This window comes from Blastococcus sp. SYSU D00820, assembly GCF_054050695.1.
Genome location: NZ_JBJGZW010000001.1, coordinates 546595 through 564378, shown reverse-complemented (window position 1 = coordinate 564378; position 17784 = coordinate 546595). Strand labels below are relative to the sequence as shown.

The 17784-nt window shown below is 77.3% G+C and carries 16 protein-coding genes; 4 read left to right on the top strand and 12 right to left on the bottom strand.

Annotation, left to right across the window (positions count from 1 at the left end; genetic code table 11):
• Nucleotides 1-67 precede the first annotated feature (67 nt).
• From ACI79R_RS02675 to murD, 8 genes are read right to left on the bottom strand one after another with little or no spacing between them, the layout of a single operon-like run.
• Nucleotides 68-1051 carry an asparaginase gene (locus ACI79R_RS02675; RefSeq protein ID WP_456572030.1) on the bottom strand — a complete coding sequence of 328 codons (984 nt, stop codon included), beginning with the start codon at nt 1049-1051 and terminating at the stop codon, nt 68-70.
• An 8-nt stretch (nt 1052-1059) separates the two neighbouring features.
• A complete protein-coding gene (locus tag ACI79R_RS02670; RefSeq protein ID WP_456572029.1) occupies nt 1060-1617 on the bottom strand; it encodes an RsiG family protein in 558 nt (185 codons plus the stop codon).
• Nucleotides 1614-2381: a 3-keto-5-aminohexanoate cleavage protein gene (locus ACI79R_RS02665; RefSeq protein WP_456572028.1), complete on the bottom strand. Its 768-nt coding sequence runs from the start codon at nt 2379-2381 to the stop codon at nt 1614-1616. The genes ACI79R_RS02670 and ACI79R_RS02665 overlap by 4 nt, the downstream gene beginning before the upstream one ends.
• Nucleotides 2378-3472, bottom strand: coding sequence for a CAF17-like 4Fe-4S cluster assembly/insertion protein YgfZ (ygfZ, locus tag ACI79R_RS02660; RefSeq protein WP_456572027.1), 1095 nt, complete (start codon nt 3470-3472; stop codon nt 2378-2380). Before ygfZ ends, ACI79R_RS02665 begins: the two co-directional genes overlap by 4 nt.
• A gap of 2 nt (nt 3473-3474) precedes the next feature.
• The gene (locus ACI79R_RS02655) at nt 3475-3945 is read right to left on the bottom strand and encodes a Fur family transcriptional regulator (protein WP_456572026.1); all 471 of its coding nucleotides are present in this window, start codon (nt 3943-3945) and stop codon (nt 3475-3477) included.
• A gap of 9 nt (nt 3946-3954) precedes the next feature.
• Complete coding sequence (locus ACI79R_RS02650; protein WP_456572025.1) at nt 3955-4815, bottom strand: glutamate cyclase domain-containing protein; 861 nt, start codon at nt 4813-4815, stop codon at nt 3955-3957.
• Nucleotides 4816-4850: 35 nt separating this feature from the next.
• Nucleotides 4851-6170, bottom strand: a complete 1320-nt coding sequence (locus ACI79R_RS02645) for a hypothetical protein (protein WP_456572024.1) — start codon at nt 6168-6170, stop codon at nt 4851-4853.
• A gap of 18 nt (nt 6171-6188) precedes the next feature.
• Nucleotides 6189-7553, bottom strand: a complete 1365-nt coding sequence (murD, locus tag ACI79R_RS02640; RefSeq protein ID WP_456572023.1) for a UDP-N-acetylmuramoyl-L-alanine--D-glutamate ligase — start codon at nt 7551-7553, stop codon at nt 6189-6191.
• Between the two features lie 133 nt (nt 7554-7686).
• On the opposite strand from murD, the gene nhaA reads away from it, so the two are divergent.
• Together nhaA and ACI79R_RS02630 are read left to right on the top strand one after the other, a co-directional pair.
• Nucleotides 7687-9072: a Na+/H+ antiporter NhaA gene (gene nhaA / locus ACI79R_RS02635; RefSeq protein WP_456572022.1), complete on the top strand. Its 1386-nt coding sequence runs from the start codon at nt 7687-7689 to the stop codon at nt 9070-9072.
• 333 nt (nt 9073-9405) lie between these two features.
• Nucleotides 9406-10116, top strand: a complete 711-nt coding sequence (locus ACI79R_RS02630; protein WP_456572021.1) for a hypothetical protein — start codon at nt 9406-9408, stop codon at nt 10114-10116.
• A 23-nt stretch (nt 10117-10139) separates the two neighbouring features.
• Here ACI79R_RS02630 and ACI79R_RS02625 read toward each other — a convergent pair whose 3' ends face one another.
• From ACI79R_RS02625 to ACI79R_RS02615, 3 genes are all read right to left on the bottom strand, one after another.
• On the bottom strand, nt 10140-11822 hold the full coding sequence (locus ACI79R_RS02625; protein ID WP_456572020.1) for a DUF885 domain-containing protein: 1683 nt from the start codon (nt 11820-11822) through the stop codon (nt 10140-10142).
• Complete coding sequence (locus tag ACI79R_RS02620) at nt 11819-12364, bottom strand: FABP family protein (RefSeq protein ID WP_456572019.1); 546 nt, start codon at nt 12362-12364, stop codon at nt 11819-11821. Before ACI79R_RS02620 ends, ACI79R_RS02625 begins: the two co-directional genes overlap by 4 nt.
• Before the next feature lie 136 nt (nt 12365-12500).
• Nucleotides 12501-13433, bottom strand: a complete 933-nt coding sequence (locus tag ACI79R_RS02615) for an NAD-dependent epimerase/dehydratase family protein (RefSeq protein WP_456572018.1) — start codon at nt 13431-13433, stop codon at nt 12501-12503.
• A gap of 130 nt (nt 13434-13563) precedes the next feature.
• Between ACI79R_RS02615 and ACI79R_RS02610 the strand changes: the two genes are divergently transcribed.
• Nucleotides 13564-14244 carry a TetR/AcrR family transcriptional regulator gene (locus ACI79R_RS02610; protein ID WP_456572017.1) on the top strand — a complete coding sequence of 227 codons (681 nt, stop codon included), beginning with the start codon at nt 13564-13566 and terminating at the stop codon, nt 14242-14244.
• Nucleotides 14245-14362: 118 nt separating this feature from the next.
• Nucleotides 14363-16015, top strand: coding sequence for a SpoIIE family protein phosphatase (locus ACI79R_RS02605; protein ID WP_456572016.1), 1653 nt, complete (start codon nt 14363-14365; stop codon nt 16013-16015).
• On the opposite strand, the gene ACI79R_RS02600 is transcribed toward ACI79R_RS02605, so the two are convergent.
• Nucleotides 16012-17709: a DUF885 domain-containing protein gene (locus ACI79R_RS02600; protein WP_456572015.1), complete on the bottom strand. Its 1698-nt coding sequence runs from the start codon at nt 17707-17709 to the stop codon at nt 16012-16014. The genes ACI79R_RS02605 and ACI79R_RS02600 overlap by 4 nt on opposite strands.
• Nucleotides 17710-17784: the final 75 nt, after the last annotated feature.

The following is a 17784-nucleotide window of genomic DNA, read 5'->3' as shown; positions in this document are numbered from 1 at the left end:
TGCTAGCTCCTGCAAGCGGAGCAGCTAGCACCCGGGCGTGAGTCCGCTCACAGGCGGTGCGCTCGGCTCAAGGAGCGAGCAGCGCGGCCGAGCGGACCTCCCCCACCACGCCGTCCCCACCGCTGACGGGGGTGGCGGCCCAGGGCGCGAGCAGGTCGTCGGCGACGCCCAGCAGGCGCAGGCCGGCGGCCAGCAGCGGCTGCCGGCCGCGCTCCCCGCCGTCGTCCAGCTTGAGCGCGACCGCACCGCGGCCGGGCAGCGCGGCCACGTGGACGCCGTCGGCACCGGCCTTGACCAGCAGGCCCTCGACGGCCTGCATGAGCCCGGTGTCCTCCTTGCCGGTGCCGGCCACCAGCCAGGGGTGGGCGCGCATGGCGTCGGCGACCGCGCGCTCGGGGGTGCCCTCGGCGGCCCCGACCAGGCCCAGCACGCCCCGGGCCAGGCCGGTCAGGGAGAGGGCGTGCTGCGGAGCGCCGCAGCCGTCGACGACGACGGCGGTCACCGGCTCGCCGGCCGCCTCGCCCAGCCGCGCCTCGATCGCCTGCTGCAGCGGATGGGTGCGGTCCAGGTAGCCCTCGGTCGGCCAGCCGGCCGCGACGCAGGCCGACAGCATCGCCGCGTGCTTGCCCGAGCAGTTCATCGCCAGCCGGTCCGGCGCCCGCCCGGCGGCCAGCCACCGGGCGAACGTGGGGTCGTCGGCGGGCAGCGCCGGTGGGCAGCCGAGCGCGGAGACGTCGAGGCCGGCGGCGGCGAGCATGCCGGCGACCAGGTCGCGGTGGCCGTCCTCACCGGTGTGCGAGCCGGCGCCGATCGCCAGCTCCTCCGCCGAGCGCGGCTGCCATCCGGCGGCCAGCAGCGCGGTGGCCTGCACCGGCTTGTTCGACGACCGGGGCAGCACCGGCCGGTCGACGTCCCCGAACGCGGCCGTCCGGGCGCCGTCGGGCCCGAGCACCACCAGGGCACCGCGGTGCACCGACTCCAGGAACCCCGACCGCCACGCCTCCACGAGCACGGGGTTCTCCGGCCACCCGTGCGAGGTGCTGGGTGGCACGGGGGACGTCAGCGCCCCTCGTCGGCCAGCAGGGCGGCGACGTCGGCCTCGCCGTTGCGGTACCGGCGGGCCAGCTCGCCGGCCAGCGCGTCCATCACCTGCTGGACGCCGCGGCGGCGCTCGGACAGCGAGCCCTCGGCGGCGGCCAGCGCGCGGGCGGCCTGCTCGAGGTCGGCGTCGGGGAGGTCGGCGAGCGCGACGAGGTCGACGCCGGGGGTGAGCCCGTTGACCCAGGACTCGTACTCCTCCGGCGCGGCCGGCTGCACGGTCTGGTGCCGGCCGAGCCCGTGCGCGGGCCCGCGGCCCTTCTCGGCGAGGATCTCCGGCAGCAGGTCCAGCAGCGACCGGCCGTCGTGCTCGGCCCGGCGCTGCAGCTCGCGGCGGACGATGTCCAGCCGGCCCTGCAGCAGCCGCCGCGTGTAGGAGAGGTTGACCTCCTCCTGCTCGGCCTGGCGGCGCAGCCGGCGCACGTCGGCCATCGGCCGGTGGACGGCGGCCTCGAGGAAGCCGGGGTCCAGCAGCGCGTCGACGGCGGCGCCGCCCGCGGGCGTCGGTTCGGTGCTCACAGGGCCTCCACGGAACGGTTCGTCGGGACGGCGTCGGTACCGGTCAGGTCGATCAGCGGTGCGCCCAGCAGCGAGCGGGCGGCGGCCGGGGCCAGCGGCGGGCGCTGGGCGATCCGCGCCAGCCCCGCGGCGCGGGCCACGAGCTGCAGGTCGCCGCGGGCCGGGCCGTCGGCGTCGTCGGGGGTGTCGGCGCAGCCGGCGCGCACGTGCACCCCCGCCGACAGCGCGGCCAGCAGCACCGGCAGCGCCCCGGCGCCCAGGCCGGTGGCCGAGACCACGGCGCCGGGCGGGAGGAGCGGCAGGCAGCCGGCCAGCGCGGGCAGCGTGGCGGGCAGGCCGCCGGGGGCGCCGAGCAGCAGGGTCACCGCGACGACACCGCCGGCGGGCGGACCGCCTCCGTCCAGCAGCGCGGCCAGGGCGGTCAGCTGGGCCTCGGTGGTGGCCGTGTAGGCGGCCGGGGTGCCGCGGCGGACGAGCTCGCCGTGCAGCTCGGCCAGGAGCCCGGCGGGGAGGTCCAGCGGCAGGGAGACGAGGTCGGGCCCGGCGTCCAAGCCGCCGACCGGGGTCTGCACCAGCAGGTCGCTGTCCTCGCGGAGGGCGGCGAGGGCCTCCGCCGTCCAGCCGGCGTCCGCGGCGGGGAGGACGGCCACGGCGGCGCCGACCGCCTGGCAGTCACGGGCGGCGGCGGCGACGTCCTCGGGGTCCCCCGCCGCCGGTGCCACCGTCACGAGGGTCCCGGAGGACGCGACCACGCCGCTGCTCACCGCCCGATGGTCGCAGACCGCACCGCCTGTACCCGCTCGCGGGCTGCCACCCGGGTGTCGTCGAGCGCCTCGGGCGCGTCGTCGGGGTCGATGGCGGCACGGGAACCGCCCACGGCGAGCGCGGCGTCCATGGGCACGGACTGCTTGACCAGGGCCAGCGCCACGACGCCCAGCTCGTGGTGGCGCACCACCGAGCCGACCCGGCCGACTTCGCGCGCGCCCAGCAGGACCGGCGTGCCCGCCGCGGGGAGGTCCTCGCTGACGCCGTCCAGGTGGAGCAGGACCAGCCGGCGCGGCGGCCGGCCGAGGTTGTGCACGCGGGCGACGGTCTCCTGCCCGCGGTAGCAGCCCTTGTCCAGGTGGACGGCGGTGCGCAGCCACTCCAGCTCGTTGGGGATCGTGCGGTGGTCGGTGTCCACGCCCAGCCGCGGCCGGCGGGCCTCCACCCGCAGCGCCTCGAACGCGTCCAGGCCGGCGGGCGAGGCACCGGCGGCCAGCAGCCGGTCGGCGACCGCGGCGAGCTCCCCGCGCGGGACGAGCAGGTCGACCACGGGCGCGCCCTCGCCGATGGGCGGCAGGCGGCGGGCGAAGCCGCCGCCGGGCAGCGCGACCACGCCGTCGGGCACCGGCAGCCCGGCCGCGGCGAGCACGTCCGCCGTCCGCGGGCCGACCAGGGTGAGCACCGCCCACGCGTCGGTGACCAGCGCGGGCTCCACGCGCAGCATGAAGACCATCCGGGACAGGAACGCCACCAGCGCCTCGCCGGTGCCGGGCTCGACGTCGAGCCAGACGGCGTCGCCGAGACCGGCGACCACCATGTGGTGCTCGACGTGGCCCTGCGGGGAGAGCAGCAGCGCCTCGGTGCCGGTGCCGTCGGCCAGCGACAGCAGCTGCTGGCTGGTCAGGTCGTTGAGCCAGGAGAGCCGGTCGGTGCCGCGGACGACGAGCACGTCGCGGTCGCTGCGGTCGACCAGGCCGGCGCCCTCGGCGAGCGCCCGCTGCTCGCGCAGGGGGTCGCCGTAGTGGGCCGCCACCGTGCCGCTGTCGACGGCGACGGCACCCGGACGGGTCAGCAGGGGAGACGTGCGCACGGTCATGACCTCTCGTTCCCGGCCCGCTCGCGGCAGCTCCGGCAGGTTCCGGAGAGCGCGACGTGGCCCACGTCCACGGTGAAACCCAGGTCGGCCGCCAGACGTTCCGCGGCGGCGTCGAGGACGTGCGGATCGGCCGAGGCGATCTCGCCGCAGGACTGGCACACCACGTGCAGGTGGGGGTGCTCCGAGGCGTGGTAGACCGGCGCGCCCTTGCCCAGGTGGGTGTGCCAGACCAGGCCCAGCCGCTCGAGCAGCTCCAGGTTGCGGTAGACCGTCGAGGTGTCCGGCGCGGCGCCGTCGGGGCCGGCCTCCTCGCGCAGCCGCGCGCCGATCGCCTCCGGCGTGGCGTGCTCGAGCGCGGCGACGGCGGCCAGCACCCGGCGGCGCTGGGTGGTCAGGCGCAGGCCCTGGGCGCGCAGCCGCTCGGCGAGCGGCGCCTCGGGGCCGTGCTCGTGCGGCGTCTCGGACACGCGGCGAGCCTATTCCCGGGCCCGGGCCAGGTCGGCCAGCTCGGCCAGCAGCCCGGCGTAGTCGCCGGCCGCGATGCCGTCCACGGTGCGGCCGGGCTCCCCGGTCACCCCGTCGATGCCGCCGGCGGCGCCCGCCGCGTCGAGCAGCGCGCCGTCCACCGCCGGGTCCAGCAGCGCGGTCAGGCCGGCCGCCGCGGCCGGGTGCGCGCGGGCCAGGGCGGCCACCAGGCCGTAGCAGCCCCAGTTGGAGGTGCCGGCCACCACCAGCGACCCCACCGGCGTGCGGCAGGCGATCTCCGGGCCGTGCGCGATCGAGGCGGCCACCACCGCGGCGGGCACGTTGCCCATGCCGATCTCGTTGCCGCCGTCACCGACGGCGCCGGTGAGCAGGCCCGGCAGGGCGAACGCCGCGTGCAGCGGCGCGGTGGTGGCGGTGATGTCGACGGCCCGCATGGTCAGCACCCGGCCGCGGGCGCCGGGGCCCAGCCGCTCGACGGCGAGCAGCGCCGCGAGGTCCAGCCCGGCGACCTCGGCGGCGGCCTCCTCCTCCGTCAGCGCCACCGGCACCACCAGGGGCCCGGCCAGGCCGGCGGCGGCCGTGCACGCGGCGACGACCGGACCGCAGGGCTCGTCGGTGACGACGACCGGCTCGGCCCCCAGCAGCGCCAGCGCCCGGGCGAGGACGGCGGCGCCCACGGGGCCGTCGGTCTCGGCGGCCGGCCGCGGCGCCCAGGCGATGTGCACCCCGGTGACCAGCCCGATCCGGCCGCCGGCGCGCGCGACCTCCGCGAGCTGTCCGGCCAGCCGGGCGAGCTGGCCGGCCACCGCCGCCCCCAGGGCGGTGACGTCGCGCGCCCCCGGGCGCTGCACGGCCCGCTCCAGCGGGTCCACGGCGGGGCCGGGGGTCAGGCGACCGGCGGGCGGGCGTCCGCGAGCACCCGCTGGAGCGCGGTCAGGTACCGCTCCGGGACGGCGTGCTCGCCGCGCGGCGGCAGGAAGCCCGCCACGGTGGCGCCGGTGACCGCCGCCGAGGCCGTGGCCTCGTGACCGAGCTCGCGGACCACCGGCTGGTCGCCCCAGGCCGCGCTCCCGGCCAGGTGCGCCATCGCCGCGGCGCTCTCCGCCCGCTCCCCCACGCAGTCGAACGGCTTCTCCGTCGCCCACAGCCGGCGGAAGCCGTCGGCCAGCGCGGGGTCGGCGAGCGGATTGCCGCCGAACATCTCCAGGGCCTGCTCGGGGGTCAGGAACACCGCGAACATCAGGAAGGTGAACAGGCACTTGTCGCAGTGCAGGCACCAGCGCTGCTCGGCCCGGCCGCCGACGTGCTCCTGGGTGTAGGAGCGGTTGCAGCTGAGGATCGAGGTGCGCAGCGGCAGCCCGGCGACCGCGGCCACGGTCGCCAGCTCCGACAGCTGCCGGGTGAGGCTGAAGTAGCCGACGCCGAGCTCGGCGGCGGCCGCGGCGAAGAGCAGCTCGAACTCGTAGGACTTCGAGTACTGGTGGTTCACCCGCGCGCCGCCGATGGTCAGCGTCTCCTCGTCGGCGGATCGCTCGTTGGCGAAGACCACCGGGTCGCACCCGCCGAGGACGGCGACCAGCGTCGCGATGGCGGAGTTGATGGCGGTCACCGGCACGTGCCCGTTGAGGCCGCCCTCCGCCGTCCGGCGGGCGAGCAGCGGGTCCAGCCGGCGCCGCACCGTGACCAGCGGGGCCCCGGCCGCGGCGACGACGTCGCGCTGGGCGGCCGTGGGGTTGATGGCCAGCGCCGTCCCGTCCGGGATGACGACGAGCGCGAGTGCGGAGTCCTTGCCGCCGCCCACCGGCAGCAGCGCGCCGCGGCTGCCGGCCGCCGGGGTCGGGCCCGCCTCGCGGACCTGCACGTCCCAGCTCACCTCGTGCGGCACGGGCAGCCGGTTGACCGCGGCGAACTCGCCGAGGCCGTCGCGGTAGGCCGCCCGCGCGACCGCCAGCTGCGCCGTGGTCACCGGCCGGGTCACCGCGATCCGGCCGGGCGCGCGCAGCTTGTAGTAGCTGGTGCCCATGACCAGGTGCACCAGGTCGAGGGCGGCGTCCAGCTGCACCGGGGCCGCGTCGCCCAGCAGCTCCGGGTCGAGGGCGAGGGTCTCGGTGAACTCGTCGTCCCCGAGCCGGTAGCGGAAACGAGCCTCGCCGGTGGCCGGGTCGAGGTCGCGGTCGGAGACGGTGAAGACGTCGGGGGCGGTCACGGGCGCCGGCCCGCGCGCTCAGACCGGCTGCGCACCGGCGTCTCGCAGGATTCGCGCATAGGTCGCTGCCAACTCCTCGTAGTTGCGGAAGCGGTTGTAGCTGGGGGCGCCCGGCGACAGCAGCACGACGCCACCGGACGGCGTCCGGTCGATCGCGGCGGCCACCGCGGCGCCGAGGTCGGGGGCCTCGGTGACCGCCACCGGGGTGCCGTCCGCGGCCGCCCGGACGTCGGCGGCCAGCCGGGCGCCGGTGTCGGGCACGGTGACCAGCGCGACGGCGTCCCGCCGGTCGGCCAGCGCGCGCGCCAGGCCGGTGTAGTCCAGGCCGCGGTCGGCGCCGCCGGCGATCAGCGTGATCGGCCGGCCGGCCAGGGCGTCGAGCGCGGCGAGCACCGACACCGGCGTGGTGCTCAGGGTGTCGTCGACGAAGGTGACGCCGCCCAGCGTCGCCACCGGCGAGAGCCGGTGCGGCAGCGCGCGGAAGTCCGCGACCGCGCGCACGACCGCGTCGGCGGCGGCGGTGAGGTCCAGGCCGAGCAGCGCGCAGGCGGCCAGCGCGACGGCGGTGTTGCCGAGGTTGTGCACGCCCGGCAGGTGCTCCGGGCGGGCCGCGGCGAGCAGGTCGGCGGGGACGACGGCGGCCGGGTCGACCAGCAGTGCGGAGTCCAGGTAGCGCTCGGCCAGCGGCCGGGCCTGCGGGCCGACGACCACCGAGCCCGGCGGGCAGGCGCCGAAGATCCGCAGCTTGTCGCGGTAGTAGGTCTCCTCCGAGCCGTGCCAGTCCAGGTGCTCCGGCGCCAGGGAGGTGAGCGCGCCGCGGCCGGTGAAGTCGGGCACCGCGGCGGCCTGGTAGCTGGAGATCTCCACGACGAGGGTCCGCCCGTCGGCGGTGCCGTCGAGCAGCACGTCCAGCAGCGGGGTGCCGATGTTGCCGGCATGCACGGCCGGCCGGCCGGCGCCGGTGAGGACGGCGGCGGCCAGCGCGCTGGTCGTGCTCTTGCCCTTGGTGCCCGTGACGCAGAGGGTCGGCACCCCGCGGACGGCGAACTCGGCCAGCGCCATGCCGGTGCCGGTGGTCACGCAGGTGCGGTCGGCCAGCGCGCGGGCGTCGTCCCGGTAGGGGCTGATCCCCGGCGACCTGACGACGACGTCGCAGCCGGCGAGCGTGCCCACGTCGGTCGAGGAGGCCACCCCCGCGGGGAGCGTGGCGGGGTCCACCGGGCGGGCGTCGACCACCAGCACCGCGGCGGCCCCGGCGGCCAGCGCGGCCCGCACCGCGGCGTGCCCCTCGCGGCCGTGCCCCCAGACCCCGACCCGCTGCCCGGCGAGCTCGGCCGGCCGGAGGGAGCGCTCCCGCGGCGGCGGTGCGGGGCGGGCGTCCACGGCTGTCCACCATACGGACCGGACGCACCTGCCGACCCGGCGCGCCGGGACCACCGCCGGTAGGCTGGCCCGCGGTGCGCCGGGAAGTCTGGTCGGCAGTTCCCGACCGGACCCCTCCTCCAGGAGCCGCCCCATGCCGTCGACCTCCTCCCGCACCCTCCTCGGCCGCGGGTCGTGGGCCGAGACCTCCCGGATCGCCGGCGTCCTCCGCAAGGAGACCGTCGGCGGCGTCCTCCTGCTGATCGGCGCGGCCGTCGCGCTGATCTGGGCGAACTCCCCGTGGTCCGCGGCCTACGAGACGCTGCGCGACACCCGGGTGGGCCCCGCGTCGCTGCACCTCGACCTGACCCTGGGCACCTGGGCGGCCGACGGCCTGCTGGCGATCTTCTTCTTCGTCGCCGGCCTCGAGCTCAAGCGCGAGTTCGTCGCCGGCGACCTGCGCGAGCCCCGCCGGGCGGCGCTGCCGGTGGCCGCGGCCGTGGGCGGCATGGCCGTGCCCGCGCTGTTCTTCGTGCTGTTCAACCTGGGCCGCGACGACGGCGCGCTGGGCGGGTGGGCCATCCCGAGCGCCACGGACATCGCCTTCGCCCTCGCCGTCCTCGCGGTGATCAGCACGCACCTGCCCAGCGCGCTGCGCACCTTCCTGCTGACCCTGGCCGTGGTCGACGACCTGCTGGCGATCGTCGTCATCGCGATCTTCTACACGAGCGACCTGGCGGTGACGCCGCTGCTGCTGGCCCTCGTGCCGCTGGCGATCTTCGGGTTCCTCGTGCAGAAGCGGATCCGCTCGTGGTGGCTGCTGCTGCCGCTGGCGGCCGTCACCTGGGTGCTGGTGCACGAGTCCGGCGTCCACGCCACCGTCGCCGGCGTGCTCCTGGCCTTCACCGTGCCGGTGGTGCGCAGCGAGGCCGCCGGCGGTCCCGACGCCGGTCCCGGCCTCGCCGAGCACTTCGAGCACCGCATCCGGCCGCTGTCGGCCGGCGTCGCCGTCCCGGTGTTCGCGTTCTTCTCCGCCGGCGTCACCATCGGCGGGCTGTCCGGGCTGGCCGCCTCCGCCACCGACAGCGTGGCCCTCGGCATCGCCGTCGGGCTGGTGGCCGGCAAGGCCATCGGCATCACCCTGGCGACGTGGCTGGTCGCCCGGTTCACCCGGGCGCAGCTGGACGAGAACCTGGGCTGGCCGGACGTCGTCGGGCTCGCGCTGCTCGGCGGGATGGGCTTCACGGTGTCGCTGCTCATCACCGAGCTGGCCTACGGGCTCGGCTCGCCGACGTACGACCACGCCAAGGTCGGCATCCTCGTCGGCACGTTCGTCGCCGCGCTCCTCGCGGCGGTCGTGCTGCGCACGCGCAACCGCCGCTACCGCCGGATGTTCGAGGAGGAGCAGGTCGACCGCGACGCCGACGGCATCCCCGACGTCTACCAGGTCGAGACGGTCGACGACCGGGCCGCCCACGACCCCGGCTGGAAGGGCGTACCGCCCCCGGGACGCACCGTGGGCGATTCAGCCGAGGGCTGACAAAACGTCGTTGCCGCACCCCCGGAGGCGTCGTACCGTCGAGGTACACGAGAGAGGAGGTGGTCCGTACTTTGCATGCTTATCGGACTCGTGAGGTGGCTGTCCGCTAGCCGCCGTCCAGATGGGCCGCCCGTTCAGGCGTCGTGGAAGACCCACCGCACCTGAGCGACGGCATGATCGCCCGTCCGTCGTACGGCGGCGAGCGAGAACCGGACAGTCACCCGACCCCCGGGCCGCCGACCGTTGTCCAGTCGGCCCGCGAGCTGCCGTCCCTGCGGGGATGGCGCCGCGGAGCAGCCCGGGGGTTGTCCGTTTTCTGGGTAGGTTGAGGCCGTGTTGCTCGCCGGCCGCCCCCTCGCCGCGGACGTCTCCGCCGGCGGCTGGCTGACCCGCGAGGTCCGCGCCGCGCGACCGGGCACCGTCGCCGCGCTCGTGCCCGCCGTCTTCCCGACCTACGCCCGGGTGCTGCACCCGGCGGTCCGCTACGCCGGGGACGACGACGTCGACGTCCGCTGGGACGAGGTCGCCGCCCACAACGGCACCACCGCGCACCGGCTGATGCAGTGGCCGGCGATCACCGGGGCGTGGGAGTACGTCGGCGAGGACGACCAGCCCGGGGTGTGGAACGACAGCCCCGCCGAGGGTCACCTGGCCGCGCACGTGGCCGGCGCGCTGGCCGCCCTGCTGTCCGAGGCCACCGCCACCCCGCAGGAGTGCTGGTTCGGCGTCTGCGACGACGTCGCCCACCCCTCCTACCGGCGGCTGGCCCTGAGCGACTGCGAGGCGCTGCTGGTCGGCGGCCCCCTGACGCTGGCCTCGGCCAACTTCGCCCCCGAGCCCCGGGAGCAGAGCGCGCACGTGTGGTGGCCGGCCGACCGCGCCTGGTGCGTGATGACCGGGCCCACGCTGATGAGCACCTACGTCGGGGGCCCGGCCGAGGTGGTCGACGCCCTGCTCACCTCGCGGCTGGAGGCCCACCCCGCCCGGCCCGAGGACCCGGTCGGCATCGGCACCGACCCGGTCAACCCGACGCCGCGCCGATAGGGGCGGGAACCACGGGGGTCCTGCTAGAGGGCGGCGAGCTCCGCGGCCAGGTCGTCGAGACCGAGGGTGCCCTGGGAGAGCGCGGCCATGTGCCACGCGCGGGCGTCGAAGTCCGCCCCGCGCGCCCGGCGGGCGACCTCCCGGCCGGCCAGCCACGCCCGCTCGCCGAGCTTGTAGCTGATCGCCTGCCCGGGGACGCCGAGGTAGCGCACCAGCTCGCTGTCGAGGAACGCCTCGGTGCTGCCGCTGTGCTCGCCGAGGAAGGCGCGGGCCAGCTCCGGCGTCCAGGGGCGGCCGCCGTGCGCGGCCAGGACGCCGTCGGCGTCGTCGGGCACGGGCAGCTGCAGGTGCATCCCGAGGTCGACGACGACGCGCATCGCCCGCAGCTGCTGGCCGTCGAGGTAGCCCATGCGCGACCACGGCTCGGCGAAGTAGCCGAGCTCGTCCATCAGCCGCTCGGCGTAGAGCGCCCAGCCCTCGATGTCCGCCCCGACCATGCCCACCGACGTCTGGAAGGTGGACAGCTCGCCGGAGACCAGCACCCACTGGGCCAGCTGCAGGTGGTGGCCCGGAACGCCCTCGTGGTACCAGATCGAGACGAGGTCCCAGAGCGGGAACCGCTCGCGGCCCAGCACCGGCAGCCAGGTGCGGCCGGGCCGGCTGAAGTCCTGGCTGGGCTGCGTGTAGTAGGCACCGGCGGCGCTGCCCGGCGGGGAGACCGCCGACTCCACCCGGCGCAGCGGCGGTGCGAGGTCGAAGTGGACGCCGTCCAGCGCACCGATCGCGCGGTCCATCACGCCCTGCAGGTACTCGCGGGTCGCCTCCACGCCGTCGATGGCCGGCCCGTGCACCGCCAGCCAGGCCATCGCCTCGCGCGGCCCGGCGCCGTCGAGGACCGCCCGGGCGGCGGCCCGCTGCTCGGCCAGCAGCCGCCGGTGCTCGGCCCAGCCCCAGGCGTAGGCCTCCTCCAGACCGTCACCGGCCCCGAGGTCCGAGCCGGTCCACCGGCGGGCGGCCAGCGCGTAGCGGTCCCGGCCGACGGCGTCCGGCGTGCCCTCGGCGCGGGGCAGGTAGTCCTGGCGGAGGAAGTCGCGCACGGCGGCGACCGCCCCGTCGGCGGCGGCCGCCGCGGCGTCGAGGTCGCGCCGGAGCGCGTCGGGCCCGGCGGCGGCGAACCGGGCGAACCACGGGCCGGCCAGCCAGGCGTCCAGCTGGCCGACGACGGTGGCGACCTGCCGCGGCGCCACGAACAGGCCCCGGCGGGCGCCCTCCTCCAGGCTGGCCAGGAAGCCGCGGTAGGCCGCGGGCACCCGGGCCATCCGGCGGGCGATGACGGACCAGTCCGTCGCGCCGTCGGCGGGCATCTGCAGGAACACCTGGCGGATCGCGTGCAGCGGGCTGAACAGGTTCGACAGGGCCCGCAGCCCCTCGCCGGCCTCGTGCGCGGCCAGCTCCGCGCCGAGTCGCTCGCGCAGCAGCCGGGCGCAGCGGCGGTCGACGGGGTCGGCGAGGTCGGCCCGGTCGAGGGCGGCCAGGGTGGCCCGGGCGAGGTCGGCCTGCGCCTCGAGCCCGTCGGGGCCGGGGTCGGGCAGCCGGTCGTCGCCGGGACGGGTGCCCAGCGAGGTCGCCACCAGCGGATCGAGGTCGCAGAGCGCCTCGACGTGCCGGTCGGCGACCGCCCGGGCGGTCGGGGCCGGAGCCGTCACCGGATCCGTTCGAGCCGCGCCGACATCACCGGCCGCGCCGGCTGCTCGCCGGTGGCCCGGTCGATGGCGTACGCCAGCGCGCCGTCGACGATCCCGTACAGCCGCACCTCGCGGGTGACGTCCGCGGCGTCCGGCGTCCGGGCCAGGACGTCGCTGATCAGCTCCCAGCTCGTGCTGGTCCGCGCCCGGCCGACGGCGATCTGCACCAGCCCGGCCGGATCGACGACGAGCAGCTCGACGTCGTCCTCACCCCGGGCCCGCCAGAAGCCGGACTCCCGCACCCCCGGCTCCTCGACCCGGCCGTCGTCGGACAGCAGCCAGGTGCGCGACTCGTAGGCGAGGAAGCCGCGGCCGTCGTGGGCGAAGCGCGCCCACTGGCCGAACCGCCGGTCGCGGTCGCGCCCGTCCACCCCGGCGGCCAGCACGCCCTCGCCGTGCCACTCGCCGAGCAGCGGCAGCAGCCCCAGCAGCTCGTGCCCGACCTCGGGGCCGGTGCGGACGTCGACGGTGTCCTCGAACGGCAGCTCGGTGCGGTCGCTCACGAGCGCACCGACCGCGGACGGCGGGCCAGACGGAAGGCGCCGTACCCGCTGCCGAGGGCAGCCAGCGACGCCAGGGCGACGAGGACCCAGGCAGAGACCATGACCCCCACCGTAGGACGGCCACCCGCGCCGGCGCTCAGCCGGCCGCCACCTCCGCCGCGCCCGCGGTCGCCGCGACCACGGAGGCCCACGGGGTGGCGGTCAGCCCGAACGTCGCCGTGGTGGCCGCGGCGTCCTGCACGTACGCCTGGTCCCACTGGTGCCGGATGGCGACGATCTCGCGCATCACGGGAGCGAACGCGCCGACCGCGCGCAGCACCGGCCAGGGGATGCCGCTGACCGGCACCGGCGGCCGGCCCATGGCCGCGGCGAGGTCGGCCAGGGCCTGCCGCTGCGACCGCGGCGGCGGGCTCGGCACGTGCCAGGCGCGGCCGTACGCCCGCTCGTCGGTGCCGAGGGCGGCGAGGGTGGCGGCGACGTCGGGCAGGTAGGCCCAGCTGCGCGGGACGTCGGGGTCGCCCACCACCCAGGCGCGGCGGCCGCGGCGCAGCGCGGGCAGCTGGCGGACGAGGTGCGAGTGGTCGGCCGGCACCTGCGGGCCGACGAAGTCCGCGGCCCGCGCCTCGGTCACCCGCACCCGGCCGGCCTCGTGGGCGGCGAGCGCGTCGGCCCACATGCGCGCCCGGATCCGGCCCTTGACGTCGGTGGCGGCCAGCGGCGTGTCCGGCGTCATCAACCCGTCCGGCCGCCCGTAGCCGTAGAGGTTGCCCATGATCACCAGCGCGGCGCCGGTGCGCTCCGCGGCGGCGAGCAGGGCCGCGGCCATGGGCGGCCAGTCGGTGGTCCACCGCGGATACGGCGGGTTGACCGCGTTGTAGAGCGCGGCGGCTCCGCGGGCGGCCTCGGTGAGCGCCTCGGCATCGGCCGCGTCGACCCGCCGGTGCTCCACGGCGTCGGTGGAGACGCCGCCGCTGCGGGAGAGCACCCGCACCCGGTGCCCCTGGGCGGCCAGCACCTCCGCCGTCGTCGTCCCGACCGCACCCTTGCCCACGATCACGTGCAGTGCCATCCGCTTCCTCCTGCCGGTCGTCCGAGAGCGGTGCTCTCGGTTGCGGACGACGCTCGCAGAAGACCGGCCGCTACGTCAAGAGCACTGCTCGTACTTGCGGACGGTGCTCTCGTAGCGGCAGGCTGGCCTGGTGTCCCCCACCGCCCGCGAGCGCGTCCGCGCCGAGCTCACCGCCGAGATCACCGACGCCGCACGGCGGCAGCTGGCCGAGGTGGGCGCCGCCGCGCTGTCCCTCCGCGCGGTCGCGCGGGAGCTGGGGATGGCCTCCTCGGCGCTGTACCGCTACTTCCCGAGCCGCGACGACCTGCTGACCCGGCTGATCATCGACGGCTACGACGCCCTGGGCGCCGCCGCCGAGGCCGCCGACGACCCGGCCGCTCCCCCGCGCGAGCGCTGGCTGGCGGTCTGCCGGGCGGTCCGCGGCTGGGCGCGGCAGCACCCGCACGAGTACGCGCTGCTCTACGGCTCGCCGGTGCCCGGGTACGCCGCTCCGCGCGACACCGTGCCGGCCGCGTCGCGGGTCGGTGTCGTGCTCGGCCGGATACTGGGTGACGCCGCGCGCTCGGGGGCGCTGCCCGAGGCGGCCGGCGAGCGCGATCCGGGGCTGGTGAGCGACGAGGCGGTCGCCGTCCTCGGCGGGGACGCCCCGGGCCTCGACGACGGCGTGCGGCTGCGGGCGCTGCTGGCCTGGAGCTCGGTGTACGGGACGATCAGCTTCGAGCTGTTCGGCCACTTCGTCGGGTCGGTGGCCGACGGCGACCGGTACTTCGACCGCGCGATGGGCGAACTGGCCGCGCTGATCGGCCTCTGACCCGCACGGGAGCCGGGGGAAGGGGTCGGAGGCGGATCCGGGTAGGGCAGGCTCGGGAGCGGCGGGACACGCGGGGCGAGGAGGGGACATCGACGAGCAGCACGGCGGGCAGCCGGCGGTGCCGCCCTGGTTCCGCGCGCTCCGGGACGCCGTCTTCGTGTCCGCCTGGGTGCTGACCCCCGGTGGCCGGCTGCTGGCCGCCAACCGGCTGGCCGTCGAGGGCTGCGGCTTCGACCGCCGCGACGTGCTCGGCCGGCCGTTCTGGGAGACCGGCTGGTGGGCCCTCGGGGACGACGTCCGCGCGCAGCTGCACGCGTGGGTCGACGCCGTCGGCGAGGACGGTCGCGAGGTGCGGGCGGTCACCCCGTACACCACCGCCACCGGCGAGGTGCGCACGGTCGACCTCGCGGTCCAGCGGGTCGCCGACGACCCCGGCGGGCCGGCGTACGTGCTGGTCACGGGCGTGGACGTCACCGACCGGGTCCTGGCCGAGCACCGCGAGCGCGACCTGGCCGAGCTGCGCGCGGCCGAGGCCGACCTCTCCCGGGCGCTGGCGCTGTCCGAGCGGGTGCTCGGCAACGTCGCCGACGGCATCTACGGCCTCGACCGCCACGGCCGGGTCGAGTTCGTCAACCCCGCCGCCGTGGCCATGACCGGGCTCCGCGCCGACCGGCAGCTCGGCGCCGACCAGCACGCCCTGCTGCACGACCGGCGCCCCGACGGCTCCCCGTACCCGCGCGAGGAGTGCCCGGTCTGGCGGGCGCTGCGCTCCGGTGAGGTGGTGACCGCCGACGAGGAGGTCTTCTGGCGCGCCGACGGCACGCCGTTGCCGGTCACCCTGATCGCCGTGCCGACCATCGAGGACGGCGTGGTGACCGGCCTGGTCGTCTCCTTCCGCGACCTCACCGACCGGATCGCCGCGCAACGGCAGGCCGCCGAGCTGGCGCGGCTGAGCGCCGAGGCAGCCGCCACCCGGGCCCTGGCCGACCGCCTGCAGGCCGCGCTGCTCACGCCGCCGCCGGAGCCCGACCACCTGCAGATCGCGGTGCGCTACCGGCCGGCGGTGCACGGCGCGCAGGTCGGCGGCGACTGGTACGACGCCTTCCTCTCCCCCGACGGCGCGACCACCCTGGTGATCGGCGACGTGGTGGGTCACGACAGCGGCGCGGCCGCGGCCATGGGGCAGCTGCGCGGGCTGGTCCGCGCGCTGGCCTTCGACAACGCCGAGACGCCGGCGGCCACGCTGCGCCGGGTCGAGCGCACCGCGCGCGGCCTGGGCGTCGGCGCCCTCGCCACCGCCGTCCTCGCCCGGGTGGAGCGCATCCCCGGCGTGCCGGTCGCCGGGGCGCGGCGGCTGCGGTGGAGCAACGCGGGGCACCTCCCGCCGCTGCTGCTGGCCCCCGACGGGTCGAGCACCTACCTGGAGAGCCGGCCGGAGTTCATGCTCGGCATCGACCCGGAGGCTGCGCGGTCCGACCACACGGCCGAGCTGCGCGACGAGCACACCCTCCTGCTGGTCACCGACGGGCTGGTGGAGCGGCGCGACGCCGACCTCGACGCCGGCCTGGCCGCCCTGCAGGCGGCGCTGGCCGATCTCGGCCGGTCGCCGCTGGAGGAGCTGTGCGACCGGCTGCTGGACCGCCTGCTGCCCCACGGCGCCGCCGACGACGTCGCCATCGTCGCGGTCCGCGCCTATCCGGAGGACCGCCCGCGGCCGCCCGAGGCCGGGCCCAACCGGCTCCCGCCCGGGTTCGAGGAGCCGGCCGGCTAGAGCTGCGCGAGCTCGGCCTCGAGGTCGTCGAGACCGAGCGAGCCCTGCGACAGCGCGGCCATGTGCCAGGCCTTGAGGTCGAAGTCGGCGCCCCGGGCCCGCTGCGCGGCCGCCCGCCCGGCCAGCCAGGCACGCTCGCCGAGCTTGTAGCTGATCGCCTGGCCGGGCAGGCCGAGGTAGCGGATCAGCTCGCTGTCGAGGAACGCCGGGTCGCTGCCCAGGTGCTCACCGGCGAAGGCCCGCGCGAGCTCGGGCGTCCACGGCCGGCCGCGGTGCTCGGCGAGCACGCCGTCGGCGTCGCCGGGCACGGGCAGCTGCAGGTGCATGCCGATGTCGATGACCACCCGGATCGCGCGCAGCTGCTGGGCGTCGAGGTAGCCCATCCGCGCGCCGGGGGCGGTCAGGTAGCCGAGCTCGTCCATGAGCCGCTCGGCGTAGAGCGCCCAGCCCTCCACGTTCGCGCTCACCGACCCCAGCGAGGTCTGGTAGGTCGACAGGTCCTTCGAGACGTAGGCCCACTGCGCCAGCTGCAGGTGGTGGCCCGGGACGCCCTCGTGGTACCAGATCGAGACGAGGTCCCAGAGCGGGAACCGCTCCCGGCCCAGCGTCGGCAACCAGGTGCGGCCCGGCCGCGAGAAGTCCTGCGCGGGGCGGGTGTAGTACGGCGCCGCGGCGCTGCCGGGCGGCGCGATCATCGCCTCGACCCGGCGGACCGGCTCGGCGAGGTCGAAGTGCGTGCCGTCCAGCGCGGCGATCGCCTCGTCCATCATCGCCTGCAGCCGCTCCCGGATGGCCTCGACGCCGTCGACGGCGGGGCCGTGCTCGTCGAGCCAGGCCATCGCCTCCCGCGGGGTCGCGCCCGGCCGCAGCGCCTCGGCCTCCGCCCGCTGCTCGGCCAGCAGCCGCTGGTGCTCGGCCCAGCCCCAGGCGTAGGCCTCCTCCAGCCCCTGCCCGGCGCCGAGGTCGGAGCCGTTCCACCGGCGGGCGGCGACCGCGTAGCGGTCCCGGCCGACGGCGTCGGGCGTGCCCTCGGCCCGCGGCAGGTACTCGTCGCGGAGGAAGTCGCGCACCTCGGCCACCGCGGCGTCGGCGTCGCGGGCGGCGGCCTCGAGCTCCGCGCGGAGGGACTCCGGGCCGGCCGCGGCCAGCCCGCCGAAGAACGGGCCGGACAGCCACTCGCCGAGCTGGCCGACCACGGTGGAGACCTGGCGCGGCGCCACGAGCAGGTCGCGGCGGGCGCCCTCGCGCAGCGTCTCGAGGTAGCCGCGGTAGGCCGCGGGGACGCGCGCCATGCGCCGGGCCACGACCGACCAGTCGTCGTCGGTCGCCCGCGGCATCAGCAGGAACACCTGGCGGATCGAGTGCACCGGGCTGAACAGGTTCGACAGCGCCCGGAAGCCCTCGCCGGCCTCGTGCGAGGCGAGCTCGGCGCCCAGCCGCTCGCGCAGCAGCCGGGCGCAGCGGCGCTCGATCGGGTCGTCGGCCAGGGCCGGGTCGGCGGCCAGCACGGCGTCCAGCTCGGTGAGGGTGCGACGGGTCAGCTCCGCCTCGACCTCCAGGCCCGCCGGGCTGGGGTCGGGGAGGCCGTCGTCGCCGGGGCGGGTGCCCAGCGAGGTGGCGACGATCGGGTCGAGGTCGCAGACGGCGTCGACGTAGCGGTCGGCCACCGACCGGGGAGTGCCGAGGTTCGCCATGCCGTCACCGTAACCACGGCCCGGATGGCACAGCGCCCGCCCCGGCGGAAGCCGGGACGGGCGCTGCACAGGGGG